The 22,123-nt window shown below is 74.6% G+C and carries 22 protein-coding genes; 5 read left to right on the top strand and 17 right to left on the bottom strand.

Annotation, left to right across the window (positions count from 1 at the left end; genetic code table 11):
• Nucleotides 1-74 precede the first annotated feature (74 nt).
• From aroB to G8D98_RS01230, 10 genes are all read right to left on the bottom strand, one after another.
• Entirely contained in the window at nucleotides 75-1,148 is a 1,074-nt protein-coding gene (aroB, locus tag G8D98_RS01275) for a 3-dehydroquinate synthase (protein WP_166098045.1), read from the bottom strand.
• Nucleotides 1,145-1,651, bottom strand: a complete 507-nt coding sequence (locus G8D98_RS01270; protein WP_166098858.1) for a shikimate kinase — start codon at nucleotides 1,649-1,651, stop codon at nucleotides 1,145-1,147. The genes aroB and G8D98_RS01270 overlap by 4 nt, the downstream gene beginning before the upstream one ends.
• Nucleotides 1,651-2,880, bottom strand: coding sequence for a chorismate synthase (gene aroC / locus G8D98_RS01265; RefSeq protein ID WP_166098043.1), 1,230 nt, complete (start codon nucleotides 2,878-2,880; stop codon nucleotides 1,651-1,653). Before aroC ends, G8D98_RS01270 begins: the two co-directional genes overlap by 1 nt.
• Before the next feature lie 24 nt (nucleotides 2,881-2,904).
• Nucleotides 2,905-3,588 carry a prepilin peptidase gene (locus G8D98_RS01260; RefSeq protein ID WP_166098040.1) on the bottom strand — a complete coding sequence of 228 codons (684 nt, stop codon included), beginning with the start codon at nucleotides 3,586-3,588 and terminating at the stop codon, nucleotides 2,905-2,907.
• Complete coding sequence (locus G8D98_RS01255; protein ID WP_205859664.1) at nucleotides 3,585-4,412, bottom strand: shikimate dehydrogenase; 828 nt, start codon at nucleotides 4,410-4,412, stop codon at nucleotides 3,585-3,587. Before G8D98_RS01255 ends, G8D98_RS01260 begins: the two co-directional genes overlap by 4 nt.
• Nucleotides 4,406-5,572, bottom strand: a complete 1,167-nt coding sequence (gene mltG, locus G8D98_RS01250) for an endolytic transglycosylase MltG (RefSeq protein ID WP_166098037.1) — start codon at nucleotides 5,570-5,572, stop codon at nucleotides 4,406-4,408. Before mltG ends, G8D98_RS01255 begins: the two co-directional genes overlap by 7 nt.
• The gene (ruvX, locus tag G8D98_RS01245; protein WP_166098034.1) at nucleotides 5,569-6,102 is read right to left on the bottom strand and encodes a Holliday junction resolvase RuvX; all 534 of its coding nucleotides are present in this window, start codon (nucleotides 6,100-6,102) and stop codon (nucleotides 5,569-5,571) included. The genes mltG and ruvX overlap by 4 nt, the downstream gene beginning before the upstream one ends.
• Nucleotides 6,102-8,798, bottom strand: a complete 2,697-nt coding sequence (gene alaS, locus G8D98_RS01240) for an alanine--tRNA ligase (RefSeq protein ID WP_166098032.1) — start codon at nucleotides 8,796-8,798, stop codon at nucleotides 6,102-6,104. Before alaS ends, ruvX begins: the two co-directional genes overlap by 1 nt.
• 104 nt (nucleotides 8,799-8,902) lie before the next feature.
• On the bottom strand, nucleotides 8,903-9,280 hold the full coding sequence (locus G8D98_RS01235) for a hypothetical protein (RefSeq protein WP_166098029.1): 378 nt from the start codon (nucleotides 9,278-9,280) through the stop codon (nucleotides 8,903-8,905).
• Nucleotides 9,277-9,642, bottom strand: coding sequence for a DUF948 domain-containing protein (locus G8D98_RS01230; RefSeq protein WP_166098026.1), 366 nt, complete (start codon nucleotides 9,640-9,642; stop codon nucleotides 9,277-9,279). Before G8D98_RS01230 ends, G8D98_RS01235 begins: the two co-directional genes overlap by 4 nt.
• 101 nt (nucleotides 9,643-9,743) lie before the next feature.
• On the opposite strand from G8D98_RS01230, the gene G8D98_RS01225 reads away from it, so the two are divergent.
• On the top strand, nucleotides 9,744-9,917 hold the full coding sequence (locus tag G8D98_RS01225; protein ID WP_166098023.1) for a hypothetical protein: 174 nt from the start codon (nucleotides 9,744-9,746) through the stop codon (nucleotides 9,915-9,917).
• Nucleotides 9,918-9,940: 23 nt separating this feature from the next.
• Here G8D98_RS01225 and G8D98_RS01220 read toward each other — a convergent pair whose 3' ends face one another.
• Nucleotides 9,941-11,356: a replication-associated recombination protein A gene (locus G8D98_RS01220; protein WP_229661712.1), complete on the bottom strand. Its 1,416-nt coding sequence runs from the start codon at nucleotides 11,354-11,356 to the stop codon at nucleotides 9,941-9,943.
• A gap of 89 nt (nucleotides 11,357-11,445) precedes the next feature.
• Here G8D98_RS01220 and G8D98_RS01215 point away from each other — a divergent pair, with 89 nt between their 5' ends.
• Both G8D98_RS01215 and G8D98_RS01210 read left to right on the top strand, forming a co-directional pair.
• A complete protein-coding gene (locus G8D98_RS01215) occupies nucleotides 11,446-12,291 on the top strand; it encodes an endo alpha-1,4 polygalactosaminidase (RefSeq protein WP_166098020.1) in 846 nt (281 codons plus the stop codon).
• 57 nt (nucleotides 12,292-12,348) lie between these two features.
• Nucleotides 12,349-13,173 carry a GNAT family N-acetyltransferase gene (locus G8D98_RS01210; RefSeq protein WP_166098017.1) on the top strand — a complete coding sequence of 275 codons (825 nt, stop codon included), beginning with the start codon at nucleotides 12,349-12,351 and terminating at the stop codon, nucleotides 13,171-13,173.
• A gap of 165 nt (nucleotides 13,174-13,338) precedes the next feature.
• Here G8D98_RS01210 and G8D98_RS01205 read toward each other — a convergent pair whose 3' ends face one another.
• The 4 genes from G8D98_RS01205 to G8D98_RS01190 form a co-directional block, all read right to left on the bottom strand.
• Nucleotides 13,339-13,941 carry a DUF6518 family protein gene (locus G8D98_RS01205; protein WP_166098015.1) on the bottom strand — a complete coding sequence of 201 codons (603 nt, stop codon included), beginning with the start codon at nucleotides 13,939-13,941 and terminating at the stop codon, nucleotides 13,339-13,341.
• A gap of 275 nt (nucleotides 13,942-14,216) precedes the next feature.
• Nucleotides 14,217-14,819, bottom strand: a complete 603-nt coding sequence (locus tag G8D98_RS01200) for an HAD family hydrolase (protein WP_166098012.1) — start codon at nucleotides 14,817-14,819, stop codon at nucleotides 14,217-14,219.
• Nucleotides 14,820-14,839: 20 nt separating this feature from the next.
• Nucleotides 14,840-16,663, bottom strand: a complete 1,824-nt coding sequence (gene aspS, locus G8D98_RS01195) for an aspartate--tRNA ligase (protein WP_166098010.1) — start codon at nucleotides 16,661-16,663, stop codon at nucleotides 14,840-14,842.
• A 134-nt stretch (nucleotides 16,664-16,797) separates the two neighbouring features.
• On the bottom strand, nucleotides 16,798-17,505 hold the full coding sequence (locus G8D98_RS01190; RefSeq protein WP_166098008.1) for a VOC family protein: 708 nt from the start codon (nucleotides 17,503-17,505) through the stop codon (nucleotides 16,798-16,800).
• Nucleotides 17,506-17,687: 182 nt separating this feature from the next.
• Between G8D98_RS01190 and G8D98_RS01185 the strand changes: the two genes are divergently transcribed.
• Both G8D98_RS01185 and G8D98_RS01180 read left to right on the top strand, forming a co-directional pair.
• The gene (locus G8D98_RS01185) at nucleotides 17,688-18,284 is read left to right on the top strand and encodes a TasA family protein (protein ID WP_166098006.1); all 597 of its coding nucleotides are present in this window, start codon (nucleotides 17,688-17,690) and stop codon (nucleotides 18,282-18,284) included.
• A 19-nt stretch (nucleotides 18,285-18,303) separates the two neighbouring features.
• Complete coding sequence (locus G8D98_RS01180) at nucleotides 18,304-19,758, top strand: LamG-like jellyroll fold domain-containing protein (protein WP_166098003.1); 1,455 nt, start codon at nucleotides 18,304-18,306, stop codon at nucleotides 19,756-19,758.
• On the opposite strand, the gene G8D98_RS01175 is transcribed toward G8D98_RS01180, so the two are convergent.
• Both G8D98_RS01175 and G8D98_RS01170 read right to left on the bottom strand, forming a co-directional pair.
• Nucleotides 19,737-20,405: an NUDIX domain-containing protein gene (locus tag G8D98_RS01175; RefSeq protein WP_166098001.1), complete on the bottom strand. Its 669-nt coding sequence runs from the start codon at nucleotides 20,403-20,405 to the stop codon at nucleotides 19,737-19,739. The two genes, G8D98_RS01180 and G8D98_RS01175, sit on opposite strands and share 22 nt — an antisense overlap.
• Nucleotides 20,398-22,110: a CTP synthase gene (locus G8D98_RS01170; RefSeq protein WP_166097998.1), complete on the bottom strand. Its 1,713-nt coding sequence runs from the start codon at nucleotides 22,108-22,110 to the stop codon at nucleotides 20,398-20,400. Before G8D98_RS01170 ends, G8D98_RS01175 begins: the two co-directional genes overlap by 8 nt.
• Nucleotides 22,111-22,123: the final 13 nt, after the last annotated feature.

Here is a 22,123-nt window from a genome sequence, read left to right as displayed (position 1 = left end):
GCCCGGACGGCCGCGTCCGCTACGCGCGGCCCTTGCCCCGATCGATGGTCACCGCTCCCACGGCCGGCGGGCGGTCAGGGGGCGAGGGCGGCATAGGCGGCACGCAGGACCGCCTCGTCGGGCCCCTCGAGCCGGACCGGATGCGCCAGCCCGTCGAGGACGACGAACCGCAGCGTCGCGCCGCGCGACTTCTTGTCGCGCGCCATGACGGGGAGCAGCCGGCCGAACGGCACCTCGTCGTAGGTCGTCGGCAGGCCGACGGCCTCGAGCACCGCACGGTGACGGGTGAGCAGCGCGTCGTCGACCCCGCCCGCCCGGTGGCCGAGCTCGGCCGCGAAGACCATCCCCACGGCCACCGCCTCGCCGTGCCGCCGGCGGTACCCGGACACCTGCTCGACGGCGTGGCCGAGGGTGTGCCCGTAGTTGAGGACCTCCCGGCCGAAGGCCTCTCGCAGGTCCGCCGCGACGACCTCGGCCTTGACCCGGACCTTACGCTCGACGAGCTCGGCGAGCACGGGCGAGGCCCAGTCGGTGGCGGCGTCGGGGTCGGCCTCGACGAGCTCGAGGATGCCCGGGTCGGCGATGAACCCGCCCTTGACGACCTCGGCGAGCCCGGCGACGAGGTCGACCCGGGGCAGGGTCTCGAGCACGTCGAGGTCGCAGACGACCCCGGCGGGGATGTGGAAGGCCCCGACGAGGTTCTTGCCCTCCGGGATGTTGATGCCCGTCTTGCCCCCCACCGCGGCGTCGACCATCGCGAGCAGGGTCGTCGGCACCTGGACGACGGGCACCCCGCGCAGCCAGGTGGCCGCGACGAACCCGGCGAGGTCCGTGACCGTGCCACCGCCGACCGCGACGACGACGTCCGTGCGGGTGAAGGCGTGCCGGCCGAGGAGCGACCACAGCCCGGACGCGACCTGCGCGGTCTTGGCAGCCTCGGCGTCCGGCACGGGGGCGTCGTGGACGAGGTAGCCCGCCTCGGCCAAGGCGGCGGCCACCGAGGAGGAGTAGCGCTCGAGCTTCTCGGGCCGCACAAGGAGGACCTGGCGAGCCCCGGCGGGCACCATCGCCGTGACCCGCTCGAGCACACCCCGGCCGACGACGACGTCGTGCAGGTCACCCACCGGGACGACGACCGACTCGCTCACGCCCGGCCCCCGACCAGGGCGGCGATTTCTGAGGCAACCTCGTCGACCGAACGCCCGGCGGTGTCGACGACGTGCGTGGACACCCGCTCGTACACCGCGCGACGCTCGTCCATCAGTCGTACCCACGAGGCGCGCGGGTTGACCGACAGCAGGGGCCGGGAACGGTCGAAGCCGACCCGCTTGGCGGCGTCGGCGATGCCGACGTCGAGGAAGACCACGGTGTGTCCGCGAAGGGCCGCCTCGGTGCCGGGGTCGACCGGCGCACCTCCGCCGAGCGCGAGCACCCCGTCCTCCTCGGCGAGCGCCCGCGCGACCTCGGCCCGCTCCAGCTCGCGGAAGGCCGGCTCGCCGTCGACGACGAAGATGTCGCTGACCGACCGACCCTGCGCCGCCTCCACCGCGGCGTCGGTGTCGTGGAAGCCGACGCCGAGCAGCGCCGCGAGGGCCTGCCCGGTGCTCGTCTTGCCCGACCCGGGCGGCCCGACGAGCACGACGCGCGGCATCAGGCGTCCCACGTGCGCATCGAGGGCGGCACGGCGTCGAGGTAGGCACGATGGTTGCGGGCGGTCTCGGCGACCGAGTCGCCCCCGAACTTCTCGAGGCAGGCCTCGGCGAGGACGAGTGCGACCATGGCCTCGGCGACCACCCCGGCCGCCGGCACCGCGCACACGTCCGAGCGCTGGTGGATGGCGGTGGCCGACTCGTCCGAGGCGGTGTCGACGGTGGCGAGCGCCCGGGGCACGGTCGAGATCGGCTTCATCGCCGCGCGCACCCGCAGCACGCCGCCGACCGACATCCCGCCCTCGGTGCCGCCCGCCCGGCCGGTACGCCGCCGGATCACCCCGTCCTCGCCCCGGTCCATCTCGTCGTGGGCCTGCGACCCGCGGCGGGCCGCGGTGCGGAAACCGTCGCCCACCTCGACCCCCTTGATGGCCTGGATGCCCATGAGCGCCGCGGCGAGGCGCGAGTCGAGCCGGCGGTCCCAGTGCACGTGCGACCCGAGGCCGGGCGGCACGCCGACGGCGACGACCTCCACGACCCCGCCGAGGGTGTCGCCGTCGGACCGCGCGGCGTCGACCTCGGCCACCATCGCCGCCGAACCCTCCGGGTCGAAGGCGCGCACGGGGTCGGCGTCGAGCGCCTCGACGTCCTCGGGCCCGGGCAGCGGTGCGTCGTCGCCGACCCCGGCGCGGCCGATGGCCACGGTGTGCGAGACGAGCCGGATGCCGTAGGCCTGCTCGAGGAACGCGGCGGCCACCGCACCGAGCGCCACCCGGGCGGCGGTCTCGCGCGCGGAGGCGCGTTCGAGCACGGGGCGGGCGTCGTCGAAGCCGTACTTCTGCATCCCGACGAGGTCGGCGTGCCCGGGGCGCGGGCGGGTCAGCGGACGGTTGCGCGCGACCTCCTTCTCGGCGTTCACGTCGTCGGCGGCCGCGTAGTCGGCGGGCGCGACGGGGTCGGGGCTCATGACCGTTCGCCACTTGGGCCACTCGGTGTTGCCGATGCGGATGGCGACCGGGGAACCGAGGGTCAGCCCCAGGCGCACGCCGCCGAGCAGCTCGACCTCGTCCTGCTCGAACTTCTGCCGGGCGCCGCGCCCGTAGCCGAGGCGACGCCGGGCGAGCGCCCCCGCGATGTCGCCCGTCGTCACCCCGACGCCCGCGGGCAGGCCCTCGATCGTCGCGAGGAGGGCGGGTCCGTGCGACTCCCCCGCGGTCAGCCAGCGCAGCATGGCGCCAATCCTGTCACGGGCGGCTCAGGCGACGACGACGCCGGTCACGATCCGGCTCGAGAGACCGACCGCCACCCACGCCCCGGCGCACATCGCCGGACCGTAGGCGATGGAGGAGCCCACCCCGACACGGCGGGCCAGTAGGAGCCCGGCGGCGAGGAGGCCGCCGAGGACGAACCCCGCGAGCATGCCGACGACGACGGGGACCAGGCCGAGCGAGCCGAGGAGCCCACCGATGAGGGGGGCGAGACGCAGGTCGCCGCCGCCGAGGCCACCGCCCGGCAGGAGGAAGAGGACCAGGTACACGGTGCCCATGAGCGCCGCCCCGACGAGGACGGCGAGCCACCGTCGGTCCCCGCCGGCGAGGGCGGCCAGCGCGAGGAGCACCGCGATGGCCACGCCGCCCGGCACGACGAGGCCGACGGGCAGCCGGTGGACGTCGAGGTCGACCCAGACGAGGCCGACGGTCAGCCACGCGAACAGGAGGAACGGCGGCAGCGCAGCCCAGCCCGCGGCATCCGGCACGACCGCCGTGGCCAGACCGGCGAGGAGTGCCGCACCGGGGCCTGGCCACCACGAGGCACCTGTCGGCCCCGCGGCCTCGTCCTCGGGGATGCGGTAGCCGCCGGTCGCGAGCTGCCGCCCGGTCCGGTGGCCGAGGACCCCGAGCACCACGGCGGCCAGCCCGGTGGCCCACCAGGGGCTCACCCCAGCATCCCCGCGGCCTCGCGCCCGGCGGCGGCCATGGCCGCGACCGGTGCCGCGGTGCCGGTGACGAGGGTGAACTGCGCCGCCGCCTGGTGCACGAGCATGTCGAGCCCGGGGACGACGGTCATGCCCGCCGCAGCGGCCGCCCGGGCGAGGGGCGTCGGCCAGTTCGCGTAGACGACGTCGAGGAGCACCCCCGGGTGCTCCGGGGGCACGGTGGCGGCGACCACGGCGCCCCCGTCGGGCGGCACCGTGGAGACGACGACGTCGTCACGCGTGGTGGCCCAAGGGTCGAGGGCGGCCACCGACCCGTTGCGCAGCCCGATGCCGGCGTCGAGCGCCCAGGCGAGCAGGTCCGCCGCCCGGCCGGTGTCGCGGGCCCGGACGGTCAGCGTACGCACCCCGAGCTCGGCGAGGGCGAGCACGCACGAGCGGGCGGTGGCCCCGGCGCCGAGGACCAGCGCCCGCTCGGGGGTGCCGGCCAGCCGGGGCGCCAGCGCCTCGACCACCCCGACGACGTCGGTGTTCGTCGCGTCCCAGCCGCCGTCCTCGCGGCGCACCAGGGTGTTCGCGGCACCGGCCCGCCGGGCGACCTCGGAGACCGTGGTGGCGAGCTCGAGGGCGGCCACCTTGAGCGGCATCGTCAGGGACAGACCGCGCCACGTGGGGTCGAGGGCGGCGACGAAGCCGGGGAGGGCGGCGACGTCGACGTCGTACCGCTCGTACTCCCACCCGGTGAGTCCCGCCGCCGCGTACCCGGCCCGGTGCAGCACCGGGGAGAGGGAGTGGGTGACGGGCGAGCCGAGGACCGCGGCCCTCAGCACTGGCCCTCGTGGTCGGAGCACCACTGCTGGAACTCCTGGACGTAGCGGTCGTGCTCGGCCTGGGTGGTGGCGAACTTCGTCTCACCGGTCCCGGGGTCGACGGTGACGAAGAAGACCCAGTCCCCCGGCTCGGGGTTGGCCGCGGCGACGATCGAGGCCTTGCCCGGGTTCCCGATGGGGCCAGGTGGCAGCCCCGCCACCTTGTAGGTGTTGTAGGGGCTGTCCGACGCCCGCTGCTCGTCGCTCGTACCCGCCTTGCCGCGCTGCTGTGCGGCGTAGTGCACGGTCGAGTCCATCTGCAGCAGCCCGTAGCTCGGCGGCCCGCCCTCGAGCCTGTTGAGGATGACCCGGGCCACCTTGGCGCGGTCGGCGTCGCCGCTCACCTCGCCCTCGACGATCGAGGCGATGGTCAGCGTGCGCTCCCACTGGTCCTGCGGCACGCCGGCGTCCTCGAGGGTGGCCACGGTGAGGGACACCATCTTCTTCAGCTGAGCCGTCGCCGAGGTGTTCTCGCCGAACTCGTAGGTCGACGGGAAGAGCCAGCCCTCGACGTCCCCGCCGGCGGCCGACGGCAGCCCGATCGCCTTGGTGTTGCGGGCGGCCTTCTCGTAGGCGGCGACCTTGACCCCGGTGCCCTCCGAGAGCCGGGCGAAGGTCTCGTCCTTCCACAGTCCCTCGCGCAGCGTCACCCGGTCGGCGACCCGGTTGGCCGGGTCGACGAGCACGGCGAAGGCGTCCAGGCCGCGCATCCCCTTCAGGAGGGTGTAGGTCCCGGGCTGGATCTTCGCCGCGGAGCGGGGGTCGGTGGCCGCGGCCTCGAGGTAGGCCGTGCGGGTCCTCGTCACGCCGGCGTCGCGCAGCGTGGTGGCGATGTCCTCGCCGGTGTCGCCCTCGGCGACCTGGACCGCGACCTCCCCCTCGCCCGGGCCGGGGAAGTCGACCTCCGTGCCCGTCCCGCCGAAGAGGCCGGTGACCGACGGCCCGAGCACGCGCACCGCCGCGTAGCCGGCCCCCCCGATGAGCGCGACGGCGACGAGCACCGCGAGCGCCCGCCGCCCGCGGCGCGGCGGCTTGGCGTGACGACCGTGGATCTCGCGCCGGGTCCGCGCGCGCGGCTCGGTGTCGTCACCGAAGATCGTCTCGGTGAAGTCCTGGCTCACGTCCTCGTGCCCTTCGTCCGTGGCTTGCGCCGTCGTCCTGGCACCCGCTCCCCGCTCGGGGCGCCGGTCGCCCGCTCGGCGTCGAGCGCGGACTGGAGGATGAGCACGGCCGCGGCCTGGTCGACCACGGCGCGCTGCCGCCTCCCGGCCACCCCGCTGTCGCGGAGCGAGCGGTGCGCGTCGACCGTCGTCAGCCGCTCGTCGACGAGCCGGACCTGGACGGGGGCGACACGCGCCGCCAGCACGCCAGCATACGTGCGGGCGCGCTGCGCAGCGGGCCCTTCGTCACCGGACATCGAGCGCGGCAGCCCGACGACGACCCCCGCCGCGCCGTACTCCGCGACGAGGGTGGCCACCCGCTCCACGTCCTCGTCGCCGGGGGCCGCAACCTCGCTGCTCGTCCTCGTGACCGTCTCGACGGGTGTCGCGAGCAGGCCGTCGGGGTCGCTCACGGCGACCCCGACGCGCACCGAGCCGACGTCGACGCCGAGGCGCACGCCGCGGGCCGGTGCCTGCTCGGGCGCCGCCATCAGCCGGCGAGCTCCCCGACGCGCCACTCGACGGCGGCGAGTGCCTCACCCACCTTGGTGGGGTCCTGGCCCCCGCCCTGGGCGATGTCGTCCTTGCCGCCGCCACCGCCGCCGAGCGCCTGGGCGGCGGCCCGCACGAGGTCGCCCGCCCGGATGCCTCGTGAGCGGGCCGGCTCGTTGGTCGCGACGACGACGACCGGGCGGCCCTTCGCGGCACCGGTGACGGCGACGACGCTGGGCCGCTCACCGCCGAGCCGACCCCGCAGGTCGAGGACCATGGCACGCACCTCGTCGGCGCCGGTCTCACCCGCGTCGTGGCCGAGGAAGGTCACCCCGCCGACGTCCCGCGCCGCCGAGGTGAGCGAGCCGGCCTCGGCACGCAGCCGCTCGGCACGCAGCCGCTCCAGGTCTCGCTCGGCGTCCTTGAGGCGGGCCAGCAGCCCACCCACCCGCTCGGGCAGCTCCTCGGGGCGGCCCTTGACCAGCTCGGTGAGCTGGCCGACGATGGCCCGCTCGCGGGCGAGGAAGGAGAACGCGTCGGTGCCGACGAGCGCCTCGACGCGTCGGACCCCGGAGCCGATCGAGGACTCGCCGAGCAGCGTGACCAGCCCGAGCTGGGTCGTGTGCTCGGCGTGGGTGCCTCCGCACAGCTCGCGTGCCCACTCCCCGACCGACACGACGCGCACGGCCTCGCCGTACTTCTCGCCGAACAGGGCCATCGCCCCGGCCTCGCGGGCCTCCTGCTGGGTCATGACGTCGGCCCGCACGGCGAGGTCGTCCAGCAGGAGGGCGTTGACCCGGGCCTCGACGTCGCGCAGCACGGACGGCGGAAGCGCCGAGGACGCATGGAAGTCGAAGCGGAAGCGCCCGGGTGAGTTCTCCGAGCCGGCCTGGGTCGCGGTCTCCCCGAGGGCCTCCCGGATGGCCTTGTGGACCATGTGGGTCGCCGTGTGGGCCCGCGAGATCGAGCGCCGACGCTCGATGTCGACCTGCGCCAGCGCGCTCTCGCCGGTGGCGACCTCGCCCTGCACGACCGTGGCCTTGTGGACGACGAGGCCGGTGATCGGCGACTGCACGTCACGAACCTCGACGAGGGCACCACTGCCGAGGCGCAGGAGCCCGGCGTCGGCGAGCTGGCCCCCGCCCTCGGCGTAGAACGGCGTCCGGTCCAGGACGACCTCGACGTCGTCACCGGCCACCGCGGAGGCCACGGGGGCGCCGTCGCGCAGCAGGCCCGCCACCCGCCCCTCGGAGACGACCTCGTGGTAGCCGGTGAACTCGACCGGCTGGCCGACACCGTCGGCGAGCGCGCGGTAGACGCTCGTGTCCCCGTGCCCGGTCTTCTTCGCCCGGGCGTCGGCCTTGGCCCGCTGCCGCTGCTCGGTCATCAGCCGGGTGAAGCCCTCGCGGTCGACCTCCAGGCCCTGCTCGGCGGCCATCTCCAGGGTGAGGTCGATGGGGAACCCGTAGGTGTCGTGGAGCTGGAAGGCCTCGTCGCCGGAGAGCACCGACCCGCCCGACTGCCGCGTCCGGGCGACGGCGGTGTCGAGGATCGTCGTGCCTGCGGACAGCGTGCGCCGGAAGGCGTCCTCCTCCGCGTAGGCGGTCTGCGAGATGCGCTCCCAGTCGGTGCGCAGCTCGGGGTAGGAGCGCTCCATCCGCTCGAGGGAGACCGGGAGCAGGTCCGGCAGGCAGGCGTCGTCGTGGCCGAGCAGGCGCATCGAGCGGACGGCCCGGCGCAGCATCCGGCGCAGGACGTACCCACGGCCCTCGTTGCCCGGGGTGACGCCGTCACCGAGGAGCATCAGGGAGGAGCGCACGTGGTCGGCGACGACGCGCAGCCGGACGTCGTCGGGGTGGCTGGAGCCCGCGGCGTGCCCGGAGTGCTCGCCGTAGCGCTTGCCGGTCATCTGCGCGGCCCGCTCGAGGACGGGGTAGACCTCGTCGATCTCGTACATCGTGTCGACTCCCTGGAGGATCGAGGCGATCCGCTCCAGGCCCATCCCCGTGTCGATGTTCTTGCGGGGCAGCTCCCCCTTGACGTCGAAGTCGTCCTTGGCCCGCACGGCCGAGAGCTCGTACTGCATGAACACGAGGTTCCAGAACTCCATGAAGCGGTCCTCGTCGACCTCCGGCCCCCCGTCGGGCCCGTACTCGGGCCCCCGGTCGTAGAAGATCTCCGAGCACGGCCCGCCCGGGCCGGGCACCCCCATGTGCCAGTAGTTGTCCGCCTTCCCGCGCCGGACGATCCGCTCGGCGGGGATGTCGGTCAGCTCGGTCCACAGCTCGATGGCCTCGTCGTCGTCCTCGTAGACCGTGGCCCAGAGGCGCTCGCCGTCGATCCCGAAGCCGCCGCGGTCCTGCGGGGTGGTCACGAGCTCCCACGCGAGCCGGATGGCCCCCTCCTTGAAGTAGTCGCCGAAGGAGAAGTTGCCGTTCATCTGGAAGAACGTGCCGTGCCGCGAGGTCTTGCCGACCTCCTCGATGTCCTGGGTACGGATGCACTTCTGCACGCTCGTGGCCCGGGCGTAGGGCGCGCTCTCCTGGCCGAGGAAGTAGGGCTTGAACGGGACCATCCCTGCGTTGACGAAGAGCAGGTTGGGGTCGTCGAGCAGCAGCGAGGCGCTCGGGACCACGGTGTGGCCGTTGCGGCCGAAGAAGTCGAGCCAGCGGCGGCGGATCTCAGCGGTGTCCATGTCGAGTCAGTCCTGGGGTGGTGGTCCGGGCGCGGGCAGGCCACATCGTAGGCCGGGCCGCGCCCGGGCGGCGTCCGGGTGGGCGGAGGCGGGGGCGGGTGCCCCTAGCGAGCTCGCCGCTCCCGGTCGGCGGCACGGGCGTGGCCGGCCGGGTCGAGGAGCAGCTCGCGGGCCTCGTCCGGGGTGAGCGAGCGGCCGGGGTCGCCCTCGGCGAGGGCCACGGGACGCTCGCGGTCGGGGTCGTGCCCACCCCATCCCGCCTCGACGTCGAGCTCGGGGACCTCCGCGTCCGCGGCGTGCCGGGGGGCGCGGGTCGTCGCGTCCGCGTGCACGGCGGTCTCGACCGCCTGGCGCAGCTCGACCTCGCGCTGGGCGGCGACCTCGCGGACCGTGGTGACGAAGCGTCGGGTTGCGGGCAGCCGCCAGGACGCGTAGCCCGCGGCCCCGACGAGGACCAGGGCGAGGAGCGTGCGCGGCCTCATCGGGTGCTCCGGCGCAGCCCCCGCAGCGCGGTGCGCAGGCCGTAGCTGTAGGCGGCCACCTTGATCAGCGGCGAGCCGACGGTCGCGGCGAAGACCGACGTGAGCGCGGAGGCGTTCGTCGTCATCGTCGAGACCGAGCTGGTGATGGCGTCGACGCGGGTCAGCTGGTCGTTGGTCAGCCCGACGGTGTCGGTGAGGCTCTTCAGGGTGGGCTGGACGTTGTCGGACGTGGTCCGGACGCTCTCGCGAGCCTCGTCGAGTATGCGGCCGGCCTTGCCGACCAGGCCCGCGACCCGCAGCACGAGGTAGGCGAACGCGAGCGCGGCGACGAGCCCTGCGACCCCTCCGAGCGTGACCTCCATGCCTCCGACCCTACCCGGCCCGGCAGGCCCCCGCGGGGCCGCTCCCGGCGGCGCCCGCCCCCGCGTGGCGAGCGCCTCGCTCGTAGGGCACGCTGTCGGCCATGCCCTACGGTCCCCGCAACGAGAGCACCTCGCGCGAGTGGCTGCTCGTCATCGCTGCAGGGATCACCGTGATGCTCGTCGCCGAGGAGTCCGGCACGAGCGTCGCGGTGGGCCTCGCCCTCGCGCTCGTCGGGGTGGTCGGCCTGGCCTGGCGCCTCCTGCGCAACCGCTAGGGGCACCGTCGCGGCGGGGCGGGTCACCTGCGCCCGAGGCGCTCCCGCAGCCACCGCCACCGCTCCTGCAGGCGCGCCTCGAAGCCGCGACCGGTGGGCCGGTAGTAGTCGGTCTGACCGTGCAGGTCGTCGGGGAGGTACTGCTGGGCCGCGACGCCATCCGGCTCGTCGTGGGCGTAGACGTACTCCGGCGCGCGCTCCCGCCCGGCCGCCCGGGCCGAGGCCTCGGCGACCCGGGACGCACCGCCGTACCCGCTGCCGCGCAGGTGCAGCGGGACCGGACCGCCCTTGCCTGAACGCACGTCGGCGATGGCCTCGTTGATGCCGAGGTAGGCGGCGTTGGACTTCGGGGCGAGCGCGTTGTGGACGACCGCCTGCGCGAGGATGATCCGGGCCTCCGGCATCCCGACCTGGGCCACGGCGTGCATCGCCGCGACGGCGGTCTGCAGGGCCGTGGGGTCGGCCATCCCGACGTCCTCGGAGGCGGCGATGACGATGCGTCGCGCGACGAAGCGCGGGTCCTCGCCCGCCTCGAGCATCCGGGCGAGGTAGTGCAGGGCGGCGTCAACGTCGGAGCCGCGCATCGACTTGATGAGCGCCGAGGCGACGTCGTAGTGCTGGTCACCGGTGCGGTCGTAGCGGACGGCCGCGTGCGCGACCGCCTGCTCGGTGTGCGCGAGGGTGATCTCGAGTGGGCGCGGTCGTTGCACGCCGGCGGCCACCGAGTCCTCGGCGACCCCGGCCGCAGCCTCGAGGAAGGTGAGCGCGCGGCGGGCGTCGCCCCCGGCGAGCCGGACGAGATGCTCCAGCGCCTCGTCGGCGAGCGTGTGCTCCCCGGCCAGACCCCGCTCGTCGGCGACCGCCCGGGTGAGGACGTCGGCGACGTCGTCGTCGGTGAGCGGGACCAGGGTGACGAGCATCGAGCGGGACAACAGGGGCGCGATGACCGAGAAGCTCGGGTTCTCGGTCGTCGCGGCGACAAGGACCACCTGCCGGTTCTCGACGCCCGGGAGCAACGCGTCCTGCTGGGCCTTGGTGAAGCGGTGGATCTCGTCGAGGAAGAGGACCGTCTGGCGGCCGTAGAGGTCGCGCGCTCGGGCGGCCTGCTCCATGACCGCCCGCACGTCCTTGACGCCGGCGGTGACGGCCGACAGCTCGACGAACTCACGCTCCGCGGCCGTCGCGACGAGGTGGGCGAGCGTCGTCTTGCCCGTCCCCGGCGGCCCCCAGAGGATCGCCGAGAGCGGACCCGCCGCTCCCCCGCTGCCCTCGACGAGCCGGCGCAGGGGGCTGCCCGGTCGCAGTACCTCGGCCTGCCCACGGACGTCCTCGACCGAGCGAGGACGCATCCGCACCGCGAGTGGTGGGACGACCCCGCCCGGCGCGCCGCCGGCGTCGGCCGCGGCGGCGCCGAAGAGGTCGCTCCCGTCCTGGCTCACGGGGCCACGCTATCCAGCGCCGGCGACGTCCCTCGCGCTGGCCGGCCGCCGGGGTTGCGCCGCGCTCGCGGCGGGGGTGCACTGGTGGGGTGGGGACGCGGTCGGCGTGGACGGCGGTGGCCACCCTCGTGGCCCTCGCGGGCTGCGCGTCGCCCCCGGCGGACCGCCCCGGCAGCGCGGTGGCCGAGGCGGCACCGACCGTGCGTCCACTGCCCGTCGGGGCCGGCGTGGACTACCAGCTCGGGGGGCCCTCCCCCGTCCCGCCGGGCGTCGGGGTCGTCGTCCGGGACCAGAGCGCACCCCCGCCGGAGGGGGTCTACGCGGTCTGCTACGTCAACGCCTTCCAGACCCAGCCCGAGGCCAACGGGACCTGGCTCGAGCAGCACCCTGAGCTCGTCCTGCGCGACGCGGCGGGCGAGCCGCTCGTCGACGAGGACTGGGGTGAGCTGCTCCTCGACGTGCGTGCCCCGACGCGGGCTGCGGTCGTCGACCTCGTCGCCCCGTGGGTCACCGGGTGCGCCGACCACGGGTACGACGCCGTCGAGCTCGACAACCTCGACTCCTACACCCGCTCCGAGGGGGCGTTGACCCGCGAGGACGCCGCCGAGACCTTCGCGGCGCTGGCCGAGGTGGCCCATCGCGCCGGGCTCGCCGTCGGGCAGAAGAACGCCACCGGGCTCACGGCGCGGCTCGCCCGGGGGGACGCCGACTTCGCCGTCCTCGAGCAGTGCGGCGAGTACGAGGAGTGCGGTGACGCCGCCGAGGCGTACGCCGGCCGCGTCCTGCTCGTCGAGTACACCGCCGACGGCCTCGCCGCGGCATGTGCGGGGTGGCCGAGGCTGCGGCCCGTGCTGCGCGACCTCGACCTCGTCCCGTCCGGCGAGCCCGGGTACCTGCGTCGCGAGTGCCCGGGGGCCGGCCGCCCCACCTCCTGAGGGCGGCCCGTCGCCGCGGCCCCGCGGGACGCGTGCGATCCTGTGCATCGTGAGGACGTGGGGCGAGTGCGGGCCGGCCCGGTGAGCGTCCGGCGGCTGGACGGGTACGAGGAGCTGCTCGTGGCGTCGGGGCACCACCCCGTCGTCGAGCTCGACGTCGGCGGCGGCCTGCCGCCCCCCGCCTGGGCTGCCCGGGTCGGACCGGCGAGCGCCGTCGCGTTCGCGCGCCGCAGCGACCACGGGGTCCCCGGCGCATCGGTCCTCGGCGACGCGCCCGCCGTGGCGAGGCTCGTCGCGGACCCCCGGGTGCGCGCGTGGTTCGAGGGTGGCGACTTCCGCCACCTCGGTCGCCCGCGCCACCTCGACGACCTCGTGGAAGACCACCTGCCGCTGTCGACCGTCGCCGGGGACTGGGAGTGGATGTTCACCCGGACGCCGCCCCCGGCCGTCGCGGGTGAGGAACGCGTCCTCGAGCTGGACTCCGGCCACCGGGAGGAGCTGCTCGGCTTCCTGGCGGTCGCGAGCCCACGGACTCACGGTCAGCCGTTCACCCGGCCGGGGCAGCGCTGGGTCGGCATCCGCGACGAGGGCGGGCAGCTCCTCGCGTGCGGGTCGAGCGAGCCCTCGACCGCGGGGACGCCGACCCTCACCGGGATCGCCGTCGATCCCGGCCAGCGGCGCGCCGGGCTCGGCGCCGCCGTCACGGCCGCCCTGACCCGCGAGGCGGTGGCCCGGACGGGGGCGTGCGCACTCGGGATGTTCTCGGACAACGACGGCGCTCGGCGGCTCTACACCGGCCTCGGGTTCACCGTGGCGGTCCGGTGGCGCAGCCGGTGGCGCGAGGGCGCCCTCCCCCCACAGCCCCCTCCCCGGCAGCCTTGACCAGCTCCCGGACCGCTGCACGCTCGGACTCGCCGCACGAGACCGTCTTCTTCGCTTCCTAGGGCATCGAGCTCACACTCGAGATCTTCTCGGTCATCACCTGACCTTCCCCACCGGCGACGCCGGCGTATCAGGCCAGAATCACCGTTCGACGGACAGCCCCCTTCAGGGGACCACTTGGCGTTCCGGGCCGGCGTGAGGGCTGTGGTTGAGGGTGAGGAGGACGCGGTGGGTCCAGGTCGCTGCCATGGCAACGGCGAGGACAAGGGCGGTGGTGTTGGTGACGATGGTCGACCAGTGCTGGATGTCTGGGGTGCCGGTTGGGGTGGCGAGGAGCAGGATGATCACCGGGGCGGCGAGGCCGGGGGCGAGGCTCCACCAGCGTCGTTGTGCGGCGAGCGCTCCGAGCAGGCCCATGCCGAGCCCGCACGGGATGGCGAGCAGTCCCCAGTAGAGCAGCCCTCCGCGGTCGAGGCCGCCGGTGTAGCCGGAGGTCCTGTCTGCACAGTAGTAGGTGAGGTCGGCGATCAGCAGGCAGATCATCCCGGCTACGGGGCCTGCCCAGACGCGGCGGGCGAGCCAGCCGGCAAGGAATGCGGTGATCGACCACGCCCAGGTGGTGCCGAGCACCGCGGCGAAGATCTGGAGGGGCAGGACGCCCTCGGAGCTGAGGCTGACGGGGCTGTAGGGGGAGCCGAGGGAGTTGCTCAGGGAGTTGGCTGCGCCGAGGCAGAGGCCGAGCAGTGCGGCAGCGATGAGCCTGCTCATGGTGGAGCTCGGCCGGCGGCCTCGCCGGTCGGGCTGGGGAGTTTGGCTGGTCACGGTTCGATTATGCGGTCGGCGTCCGCGGCAACGACGGGATCGTGGGTGACGAGGAGCACGGTGCTGCCGTGGTCGCCACGGCGGGCGAGCAGGGTCAGGATCACGTCACGGTTGCTCGGGTCGAGGGACCCTGTGGGTTCGCCAGCGAGTGCGTCGGTTCGCTGTCGGGCCTGCTCGGCTTTCGGGGCGGTCGTGAAGGGGGGTGGTTCCGGCGGGTCCGGTCAGGGTCGGAGCAGGGCCTCGACCTCGGCCCGCAGCACGGACGCGCCGCTCGCCGGGTCGTGGCGCACGGACCGGATCCCGACCGAGGCGGCCGCGTCGACGTTCGCCCGGGAGTCGTCGACGAACACGACCTCCCCGGGGCCCAGGCCGAGGTCGGCGAGCACGCGGTGGAAGTAGGCGGGCTCGGGCTTCGCGACGCCCAGCTCGGCGGAGTAGAAGACGGCGTCGAAGTGCCGGTCGAGGCCGAGGCCGTCGCGCATCCACGACCGCCGGTGGTCGTGCTGGTTGGTCGCCAGGGCGCACACCAACCCGCGGGCACGCACCTCGGCGACGAGTCCGAGCGCGTCGGCGTCGACCTCCGCCAGCTCCCACAGGGAGAGCAGCTCCCCGAGTGAGACGGTCGCGTCCGGTCGCCGCGCGAGGACACCGACCAGAGTGTCCCGGAGCGGGGCCTCACCGCGCACGGCCGGGGCCTCGGCGGCGAGCACGTCCTCTGCGAACCCCGGGCCGCCGCCCGCCCGCAGCGCCTCGAACCAGCCATCGGGGGTGTGCTGGAGGACGCCGTCGGCGTCCCACAGCACGGCCCGCACGGCCGCAGGCACGCCGGTCGCCACGCGGGGCGTCAGCCCTGCCTCGGGTTCACCTCGGGCGAGCCCTGGGGCGCGCTCGCGCCGGCGGGGGCGGCGTCGATGCCGGCCTCCTTGCGCTGCTCGGGCGTGATCGGGGCGGGGGCGTCGGTCAGCGGGTCGTAGCCGCCGCCGGACTTCGGGAAGGCGATGACGTCCCTGATGGACTCGAAGCCCCCGAGGAGCATGACGATGCGGTCCCAGCCGAAGGCGATCCCGCCGTGCGGCGGCGCCCCGTACTGGAAGGCGTCCAGGAGGAAGCCGAACTTCTCCCGCGCCTGCTCGGGAGTCAGGCCCATGACGGCGAAGACCCGCTCCTGGACGTCGCGCCGGTGGATACGGATGGAGCCGCCACCGATCTCGTTGCCGTTGCACACCATGTCGTAGGCGTACGCGAGCGCCTCGCCGGGACGCTGGTCGAAGGTGTCCTCGAACTCCTTCGTCGGCGACGTGAACGCGTGGTGGACCGCGGTCCAGGCGCCCGCGCCCACGGCGACGTCTCCGGCGGCGACCGCCTCGTCGGCCGGCTCGAACAGCGGCGCGTCCACCACCCACAGGAAGCTCCACGCGTCCTCGTCGATGAGGCCGCAGCGCCGCCCGATCTCGAGACGGGCCGCGCCGAGCAGCGCCCGCGAGGACCGCGGCGCACCCGCCGCGAAGAAGACGCAGTCGCCCGGCCGCGCCCCGACGTGGGCGGCGAGGCCGGCGGTCTCGGCCTCGGAGAGGTTCTTGGCGACCGGCCCGGTGAGCGTGCCGTCCTCCTGGACCAGGACGTAGGCGAGGCCCCTGGCGCCGCGCTGCTTGGCCCAGTCCTGCCAGGCGTCGAGCTGCTTGCGCGGCTGGCTCGCACCCCCTGGCATGACGACGGCCCCGACGTAGTCGGCCTGGAAGACCCGGAAGGTCGTGTCGGCGAAGAGCTCCGTGCACTCGACGAGCTCCTGGCCGAAGCGCAGGTCGGGCTTGTCGGTGCCGAAGCGGCGCATGGCCTCGGCATAGGTCATCCGCACGAAGGGGGTCTCGAGCGAGACGCCGATGAGCTGCCAGATCTCGCGGACGACGGCCTCCCCGAGCTCGAGGACGTCGTCCTGCTCGACGAAGGACATCTCGACGTCGAGCTGGGTGAACTCCGGCTGTCGGTCGGCCCGGAAGTCCTCGTCGCGGTAGCACCGGGCGATCTGGTAGTAGCGCTCCATCCCGGCCACCATGAGCAGCTGCTTGAACAGCTGGGGGCTCTGCGGGAGGGCGTACCAGCTCCCCGGCGAGAGCCGGGCGGGCACGAGGAAGTCGCGGGCGCCCTCGGGGGTGGAACGGGTCAGGGTCGGGGTCTCGATCTCGACGAAGTCACGCTCGCCGAGGACCGCCCGAGCGGCCTGGTTGACCTTCGAACGCAGGCGGAGGGCGTGCCCCGCCGAGTGTGCGCCCGGCCGGCGCAGGTCGAGGTAGCGGTACTTCAGCCGCGACTCCTCGCCGACGGTCACCCGCTCGTCGACCTGGAAGGGCAGGGCGGCGCTCGGGTTGAGGACCTCGATGTGCGACGCCACCACCTCGACCTGCCCGGTCGGCAGCTCGGGGTTGACGTTGCGCTCCTCGCGCGCGGTGACCTCACCGGTCACCCGGACGACGAACTCGCTGCGCAGGTCGTGGGCGGCGCCGGTGAGCACCTCGTCCCGGGCGACCACCTGGACGACGCCGCTCGCGTCCCGCAGGTCGATGAAGGCCACTCCCCCGTGGTCACGCCGCTTGGCCACCCAGCCGGTGAGGGTGACGGTCTGGCCGGTCTGGCCGGCACGCAGGGTGCCGGCCTCGTGGGTGCGGAGCACGGAGGGTCCTTCGTCTCGGAGGGTCGTGGGCGACCGCGCGGCCTGGTCCTGCCGCGCAGCCCGGCGGCCATCCTACGGACGCGGTCCGTCCGGTCCGAACCGGATTCGGACACCGGCGGCCGTCGGCCGCCCGCTCAGGAGCGCGCCGGAAGCAGGCAGACCTCGTTGCCGGAGGGGTCGAGCAGCACGCGCCACGGCAGCGGCCCCCAGCCGTGGTCGAGCTCACGGGCGCCGAGGTGGCGGGCGTGGTCGAGGGCGGCCTCGAGCTCGTCCTCCCCCTCGAGCCGGATGTCGAGATGCGCCGGGTTCTTCTCGCGGCCGCCCTTGGGTGCCTGCTCGGCGCGCAACGTCAGCCGTGGCCCCTCGCCGTCTCGGCGCTGCAGGGTCGCGGCGGCCCCGTCCACCTGCTCCCATCCGGTGGCCCACTGCCAGAAGGCCAGGTCTCGACCGGGGTCGGCGCTCTCCAGGACGATGGCGGCGAGGTCGACGCCGCCGTGGCCCGTGCCCGCCGGCGCGAGCTCGAACGGCTGCCCCTCGGGGTCGGCCAGCGTCGCCGCGGGCCTGCCCCCGCCGGGGCCGAGCCGGCGGGCGCCGAGCGCGCGGGCCCGCTCCTGCGCCTGCTCGCAACCGGCGGCGAGCCGCAGGAGCAGCCGCCCGGGGCCCGTACGCCCGCCGGGCACCCGCGGGAGGCAGAGGTCCAGGGAGGCGCCGCCCTCGACGTCGAGGCGCAGCTCGACGAGGTCGGGCCCGTGGGCAAGGCGGCCACCCCCGAGCATCCCCTCCCAGAAGGCGGCGAGCTCCAGGGGCTCACCGGCGTCGAGGCAGAGGTTCTCCAGGTACATCGACCCGTTCTACCAGCGAGGGGGGTGGTTCGGCCGACCCGTCCCTGGCCGAACCACCGATCCGGTGACCGGCGAGCCCTGGCAGGGTGGCAGGGGGGTCTGGTGGACCACACCAGCGTCCGGCCGCACCCCTCCGGGAAATGCCGTTTCGTCACCACGTCACGATCGTCAGGAGACCTGTCATGTTCACCCCCTCCGCCCGCCTGGCCCGGATCGCCGCCTGGGGCGCTGCCCCCGTGGCCCTCCTCGCCAGCGCCGGGCTCGTCGCGACGGCCTCACACTCGGCCTTCTCCGCGACGACGTCCAACCCCACCGGGAACTGGGCAGCCGGCACCGTCGAGCTCACCGACGACGACGCGGGGACGGCCGCGTTCGACGTGTCGAACATGAAGCCGGGCGACGCGGGCAGCAAGTGCATCGCCGTGACCTCCACCGGCTCCCTCCCCTCGGCCGTCAGGCTCTACGGCACGAGCTACGAGACGACCAAGGACCTCGCCGACGAGCTCGCGCTCGATGTCACCCAGGGCACGGGCGGCTCGTTCGGCAGCTGCGACGGTTTCACCCCGGCGTCCTCGGGCGCCACCGTCTACAGCGGCAGCGTCGCCGACTTCGGCAGCAGCCACACCGGGTACAGCACGGGCGTCGGCACCTGGTCGCCCGCGGGCGGGGAGCAGAGCCGCGTGTACAAGTTCGACCTGGCCTTCGACCCGGACGCCCCCAACAGTGTCCAGGGCGGGACGGCGAGCATCGGGTTCACCTGGGAGGCCCAGAACAGCTGACCGGCCACCGACGACCCCCGTGCCCAGCGCTCGACCCCCGCGCAGGAGCAGCTCACCGCTCCTGGCGTGGGTGCGGCTCCTCGTCGCCGCGCTCGCCCGGTCCGGGGTCGTTCTCGTCGTCGGCCTGGCCGCCTGGAGCACGCTGCCGGCCCTGCTCGGGTGGCAGCCGACGACGGTCGTCAGCGGCTCCATGGCGCCCGCCATCAGGGTGGGCGACATCATCGTGACCCGCCCGGTGGACCCGGCCACCGTCGCCCCGCCCCAGGTCCTCCTCGTCGACGACCCCGACCACCCCGGCCGGCTCCGGCTGCACCGCGTGGTCCGGCGCGACGACGCGGGCCGGCTGGTCCTCAAGGGTGACGCCAACCGGGAGGTCGACTCCAGCGCGGTGACCTCGGGCTCCGTGCACGGGGTCGCCGCCCTGCGCGTGCCGTACGCGGGGCTGCCGGTGCTGTGGGTCCGCGGCGGCGAATGGCTGCGGCTGGGCGGGATGCTCGCCGGGCTGGCGCTGCTCGGTCTGGCCACCGGCCTCGACCGGGACCTGCGGCGCGCCGCCGGGTCGGCACCGACGACCGGCCGCGGCGGACCGGGCGACGGAGGCAGTGCTCCATCGCAGCCTCCACCCGCCGCGAGCGAGCGAGAGCCGGTCGGTGCGTCCAACGCACCTCCTGGCGCCTGGACGGCGCGGCTGCTCACGCCCGCGGTCCTCCTCGGGGGCCTGTTCGCCACCTCGACCGGGGCGTCCTTCGCGGTGAGCACCAGCTCACCCGTCGCCCATCTGACGGCCGCGGTCGTCTCGTGCCGCACCGCGGTGCTCACCACCGGTCCCGCCCTGTACTACCCGTTCGAGGAGCGCACGGCCCGTGGGCGGGTCTCCGACGCCTCCGGTCACGGCCTGGACGGCTCGTACAGCTGGTGGGGGGCCAGCTCCTCGAGGTCGGTGCCGTGCACGGCGGACGGCGGTCGCGCGCTCGACCTGGACGGGCTCACCGGCGGGGTCGAGGGGCCACGACTGTCGGTCGCGGGCTCCTTCTCCCTCTCGGTCTGGTTCCGCACCACCGCCTCGCGCGGTGATCTCATCGGGTTCTCCGACACCGGGTGGACCTCACGAGAGCGCCATCTCTATGTCGACGACGGGCGCCTGGTCCTCGGCGTCTTCTCCGACAGCACCTACACGGGGAGCACCCGCACGGTGACCAGCCGGGCGCGGGTCGCCGACGGGCGCTGGCACCTGGCGACGGCCACGGTGTCCGACGGTGTCATGCGCCTCTACCTCGACGGCGCACCGGCGGGGTCCTCCACGGTCCGCAGCTCGGCCTACGCCGGGGACCTGCGTGTCGGCTACGAGGCGGCGGGATGGTGGCCGGGGCCTGGCAGCGGCCGCTTCGACGGCGCGCTCGACGACGCCGCCTACTGGGCGCGGGCCCTGGGCGAGGCGGAGGTCGTGACGCTCTACGCCGGCGGCGGGGGCTGACCCGCGTCCCGCGGAGCCCGACCGGGGCTGCGCTCGGGCCACGGCGCCTCGGCGGGCCGCAGTCCGGACCAGCCGCCCCGGCGCATCGTCTCGGCCGCAAGCACCGCGATGACGAGGGTCGGGCTGTGCAGCCGCCCCTCGAGGACGCCGGCCACGAGCTCCTCCAGGGGAACCCGGCGTTGCGGCATCCCGAGCTCCTCCCCCGTCCGTTCGTGCCGCTCGCCGTCCGGCACCTGTTCCAGGTCGCGCGCCAGGAAGATCCGCAGGCTCTCGCTCGAGCCGCCCGGCGAGGACCAGTGGTCCACGAGCGTCGCCCAGCGCCCGGCGCGCAGGTCGGCCTCCTCGTAGAGCTCGCGGGCGGCGGTGACGTGCGCCGGCTCCCCGTCGACGTCGAGCAGCCCGGCGGGGATCTCCCAGGCGAACGCGCCGACCGGGTGGCGGTACTGCCGGATCACGACGACGCGGTCCTGCTCGTCGAGGGCGAGCACGGCCACCGCCCCGGTGTGCTCGACGTAGTCGCGGGTGACCACCCCGGCCTCCCCGAGGTCGACCCGGTCGCTGCGCACGTCCCAGACGCGGCCCTCGAAGGCGCGGCGGGAAGCCAGGACCGGCCGCCGCTCCAGCCGGTCGCGCAGCGGCTCAGGCACGCGCCTCCGCTGCCTCCGCGGTCCGCGGGCGCTCCACCTCGACCAGCCGGGAGGCCCGCTGCTGGTCGAGTGCCGCGCCGATCAGCCCGGCGAAGAGGGGGTGGGCGCGCGTGGGCCGGGACTTGAACTCCGGGTGGGCCTGGGTCGCGACGTAGTACGGGTGCACGTCGCGGGGCAGCTCGACGAACTCGACGAGCCCGAGGTCGGGGTGGGTGCCGCTGATGACCAGACCCGCCGCCTCGAGCTGCTCGCGGTAGCCCTCGTTGACCTCGTAGCGGTGCCGGTGGCGCTCGTCGGCGGTGGGCGTGCCGTAGGCCTGCGCGACGATCGTCCCCTCCCGCAGCTGCGCGCGCTGGCTGCCGAGCCGCATCGTGCCGCCGAGGTCACCCGCCCCCTCGACGAAAGCCTTCTGCTCCTCCATCGTCGCGATGACCGGATGCGGTGTCTCGGGGTCGAACTCGGTCGAGCTGGCCCCCTCGATCCCGGCGACGGTGCGCGCGAACTCGATGACCATGCACTGCAGCCCCAGGCAGATGCCGAGGCTCGGGACCTGCCGCTCACGCGCCCAGCGCAGCGCCCCGACCTTGCCCTCGATGCCGCGGACGCCGAAACCACCGGGAACGAGCACCGCGTCGACCCCGCCGAGAGCCTTCTGGGCGCCCGTCTCGGTCTCGCAGTCGTCGGAGGTGACCCAGCGCAGGCGCACCTTGGCGTCGTGGTGGAACCCCCCGGCGCGCAGGGCCTCGCTGACCGAGAGGTAGGCGTCGGGCAGGTCGACGTACTTGCCGACGAGGGCCACCTCCACCTCGTGCTCGGGGTGGTGGACCCGCTCGAGCAGGAGGTCCCAGGCGGTCCAGTCGACGTCGCGGAAGGTCAGCCCGAGCCGGCGCACGACGTAGGCGTCCAGGCCCTCGCGGTGCAGGACCTTGGGGATGTCGTAGATGCTCGGGGCGTCGACCGCGGCGGCGCAGGCCTCGAGGTCGACGTCGCACATCAGGCTGATCTTGCGCTTGATCGAGTCCGGGATGTCCCGGTCGGCGCGCAGGACGAGGGCGTCGGGCTGGATGCCCACCTGGCGCAGCGCGGCGACGGAGTGCTGCGTCGGCTTCGTCTTCAGCTCGCCGCTCGGGGCGAGATAGGGCACGAGGGAGACGTGGAGGAAGAAGACGTTGTCGCGCCCGAGGTCGTGACGCACCTGGCGGGCGGCCTCGAGGAAGGGCAGGGACTCGATGTCACCGACCGTCCCCCCGATCTCGGTGATGATGACGTCCGGCGCGTCCGCCGGTGCGACCCCCGGCGAGCCGGCGGCCTGGGCGCGCATCCGCTCCTTGAGCTCGTTGGTGATGTGCGGGATGACCTGGACGGTGTCGCCGAGGAACTCGCCGCGGCGCTCCTTCTGGATGACCCGGTTGTAGACCTGGCCGGTCGTGACGTTGGCGCTGCCGCGCAGGTTGACGTCGAGGAAGCGCTCGTAGTGCCCGATGTCCAGGTCGGTCTCGGCGCCGTCGTCGGTAACGAACACCTCGCCGTGCTGGAAGGGGTTCATCGTGCCGGGGTCGACGTTGAGGTAGGGGTCGAGCTTCTGCATCGTCACCCGTAGGCCGCGAGCCCGCAGCAGGTGCCCGAGGCTCGAGGCGGTGAGGCCCTTGCCGAGCGAGGAGGCGACGCCTCCGGTCACGAAGATCTGTTTCGTCTGAAGCACCACGGGCTTCAACGAT

The sequence above is a fragment of the Phycicoccus endophyticus genome, from assembly GCF_011326735.1.
In the GTDB taxonomy this organism is placed as follows: domain Bacteria; phylum Actinomycetota; class Actinomycetes; order Actinomycetales; family Dermatophilaceae; genus Phycicoccus; species Phycicoccus endophyticus.
Note: the sequence above shows the minus strand (reverse complement) of the source record. Positions and strands in the feature narration are given on the sequence as shown.

Excerpts from the sequence above, each read along its gene's own strand:
- G8D98_RS01270 (WP_166098858.1), bottom strand. The coding sequence starts at position 1,651 with ATGCCGCGCGTCGTGCTCGTCGGGCCGCCCGGGTCGGGCAAGACGAGC.
- aroC (WP_166098043.1), bottom strand. The coding sequence starts at position 2,880 with ATGCTGCGCTGGCTGACCGCGGGGGAGTCGCACGGACCCGCCCTCCTC.
- ruvX (WP_166098034.1), bottom strand. The coding sequence starts at position 6,102 with ATGGCGGCGCCCGAGCAGGCACCGGCCCGCGGCGTGCGCCTCGGCGTC.
- alaS (WP_166098032.1), bottom strand. The coding sequence starts at position 8,798 with ATGGACACCGCTGAGATCCGCCGCCGCTGGCTCGACTTCTTCGGCCGC.
- G8D98_RS01235 (WP_166098029.1), bottom strand. The coding sequence starts at position 9,280 with ATGAGGCCGCGCACGCTCCTCGCCCTGGTCCTCGTCGGGGCCGCGGGC.
- G8D98_RS01230 (WP_166098026.1), bottom strand. The coding sequence starts at position 9,642 with ATGGAGGTCACGCTCGGAGGGGTCGCAGGGCTCGTCGCCGCGCTCGCG.
- G8D98_RS01225 (WP_166098023.1), top strand. The coding sequence starts at position 9,744 with ATGCCCTACGGTCCCCGCAACGAGAGCACCTCGCGCGAGTGGCTGCTC.
- G8D98_RS01205 (WP_166098015.1), bottom strand. The coding sequence starts at position 13,941 with ATGAGCAGGCTCATCGCTGCCGCACTGCTCGGCCTCTGCCTCGGCGCA.
- G8D98_RS01190 (WP_166098008.1), bottom strand. The coding sequence starts at position 17,505 with ATGTACCTGGAGAACCTCTGCCTCGACGCCGGTGAGCCCCTGGAGCTC.
- G8D98_RS01185 (WP_166098006.1), top strand. The coding sequence starts at position 17,688 with ATGTTCACCCCCTCCGCCCGCCTGGCCCGGATCGCCGCCTGGGGCGCT.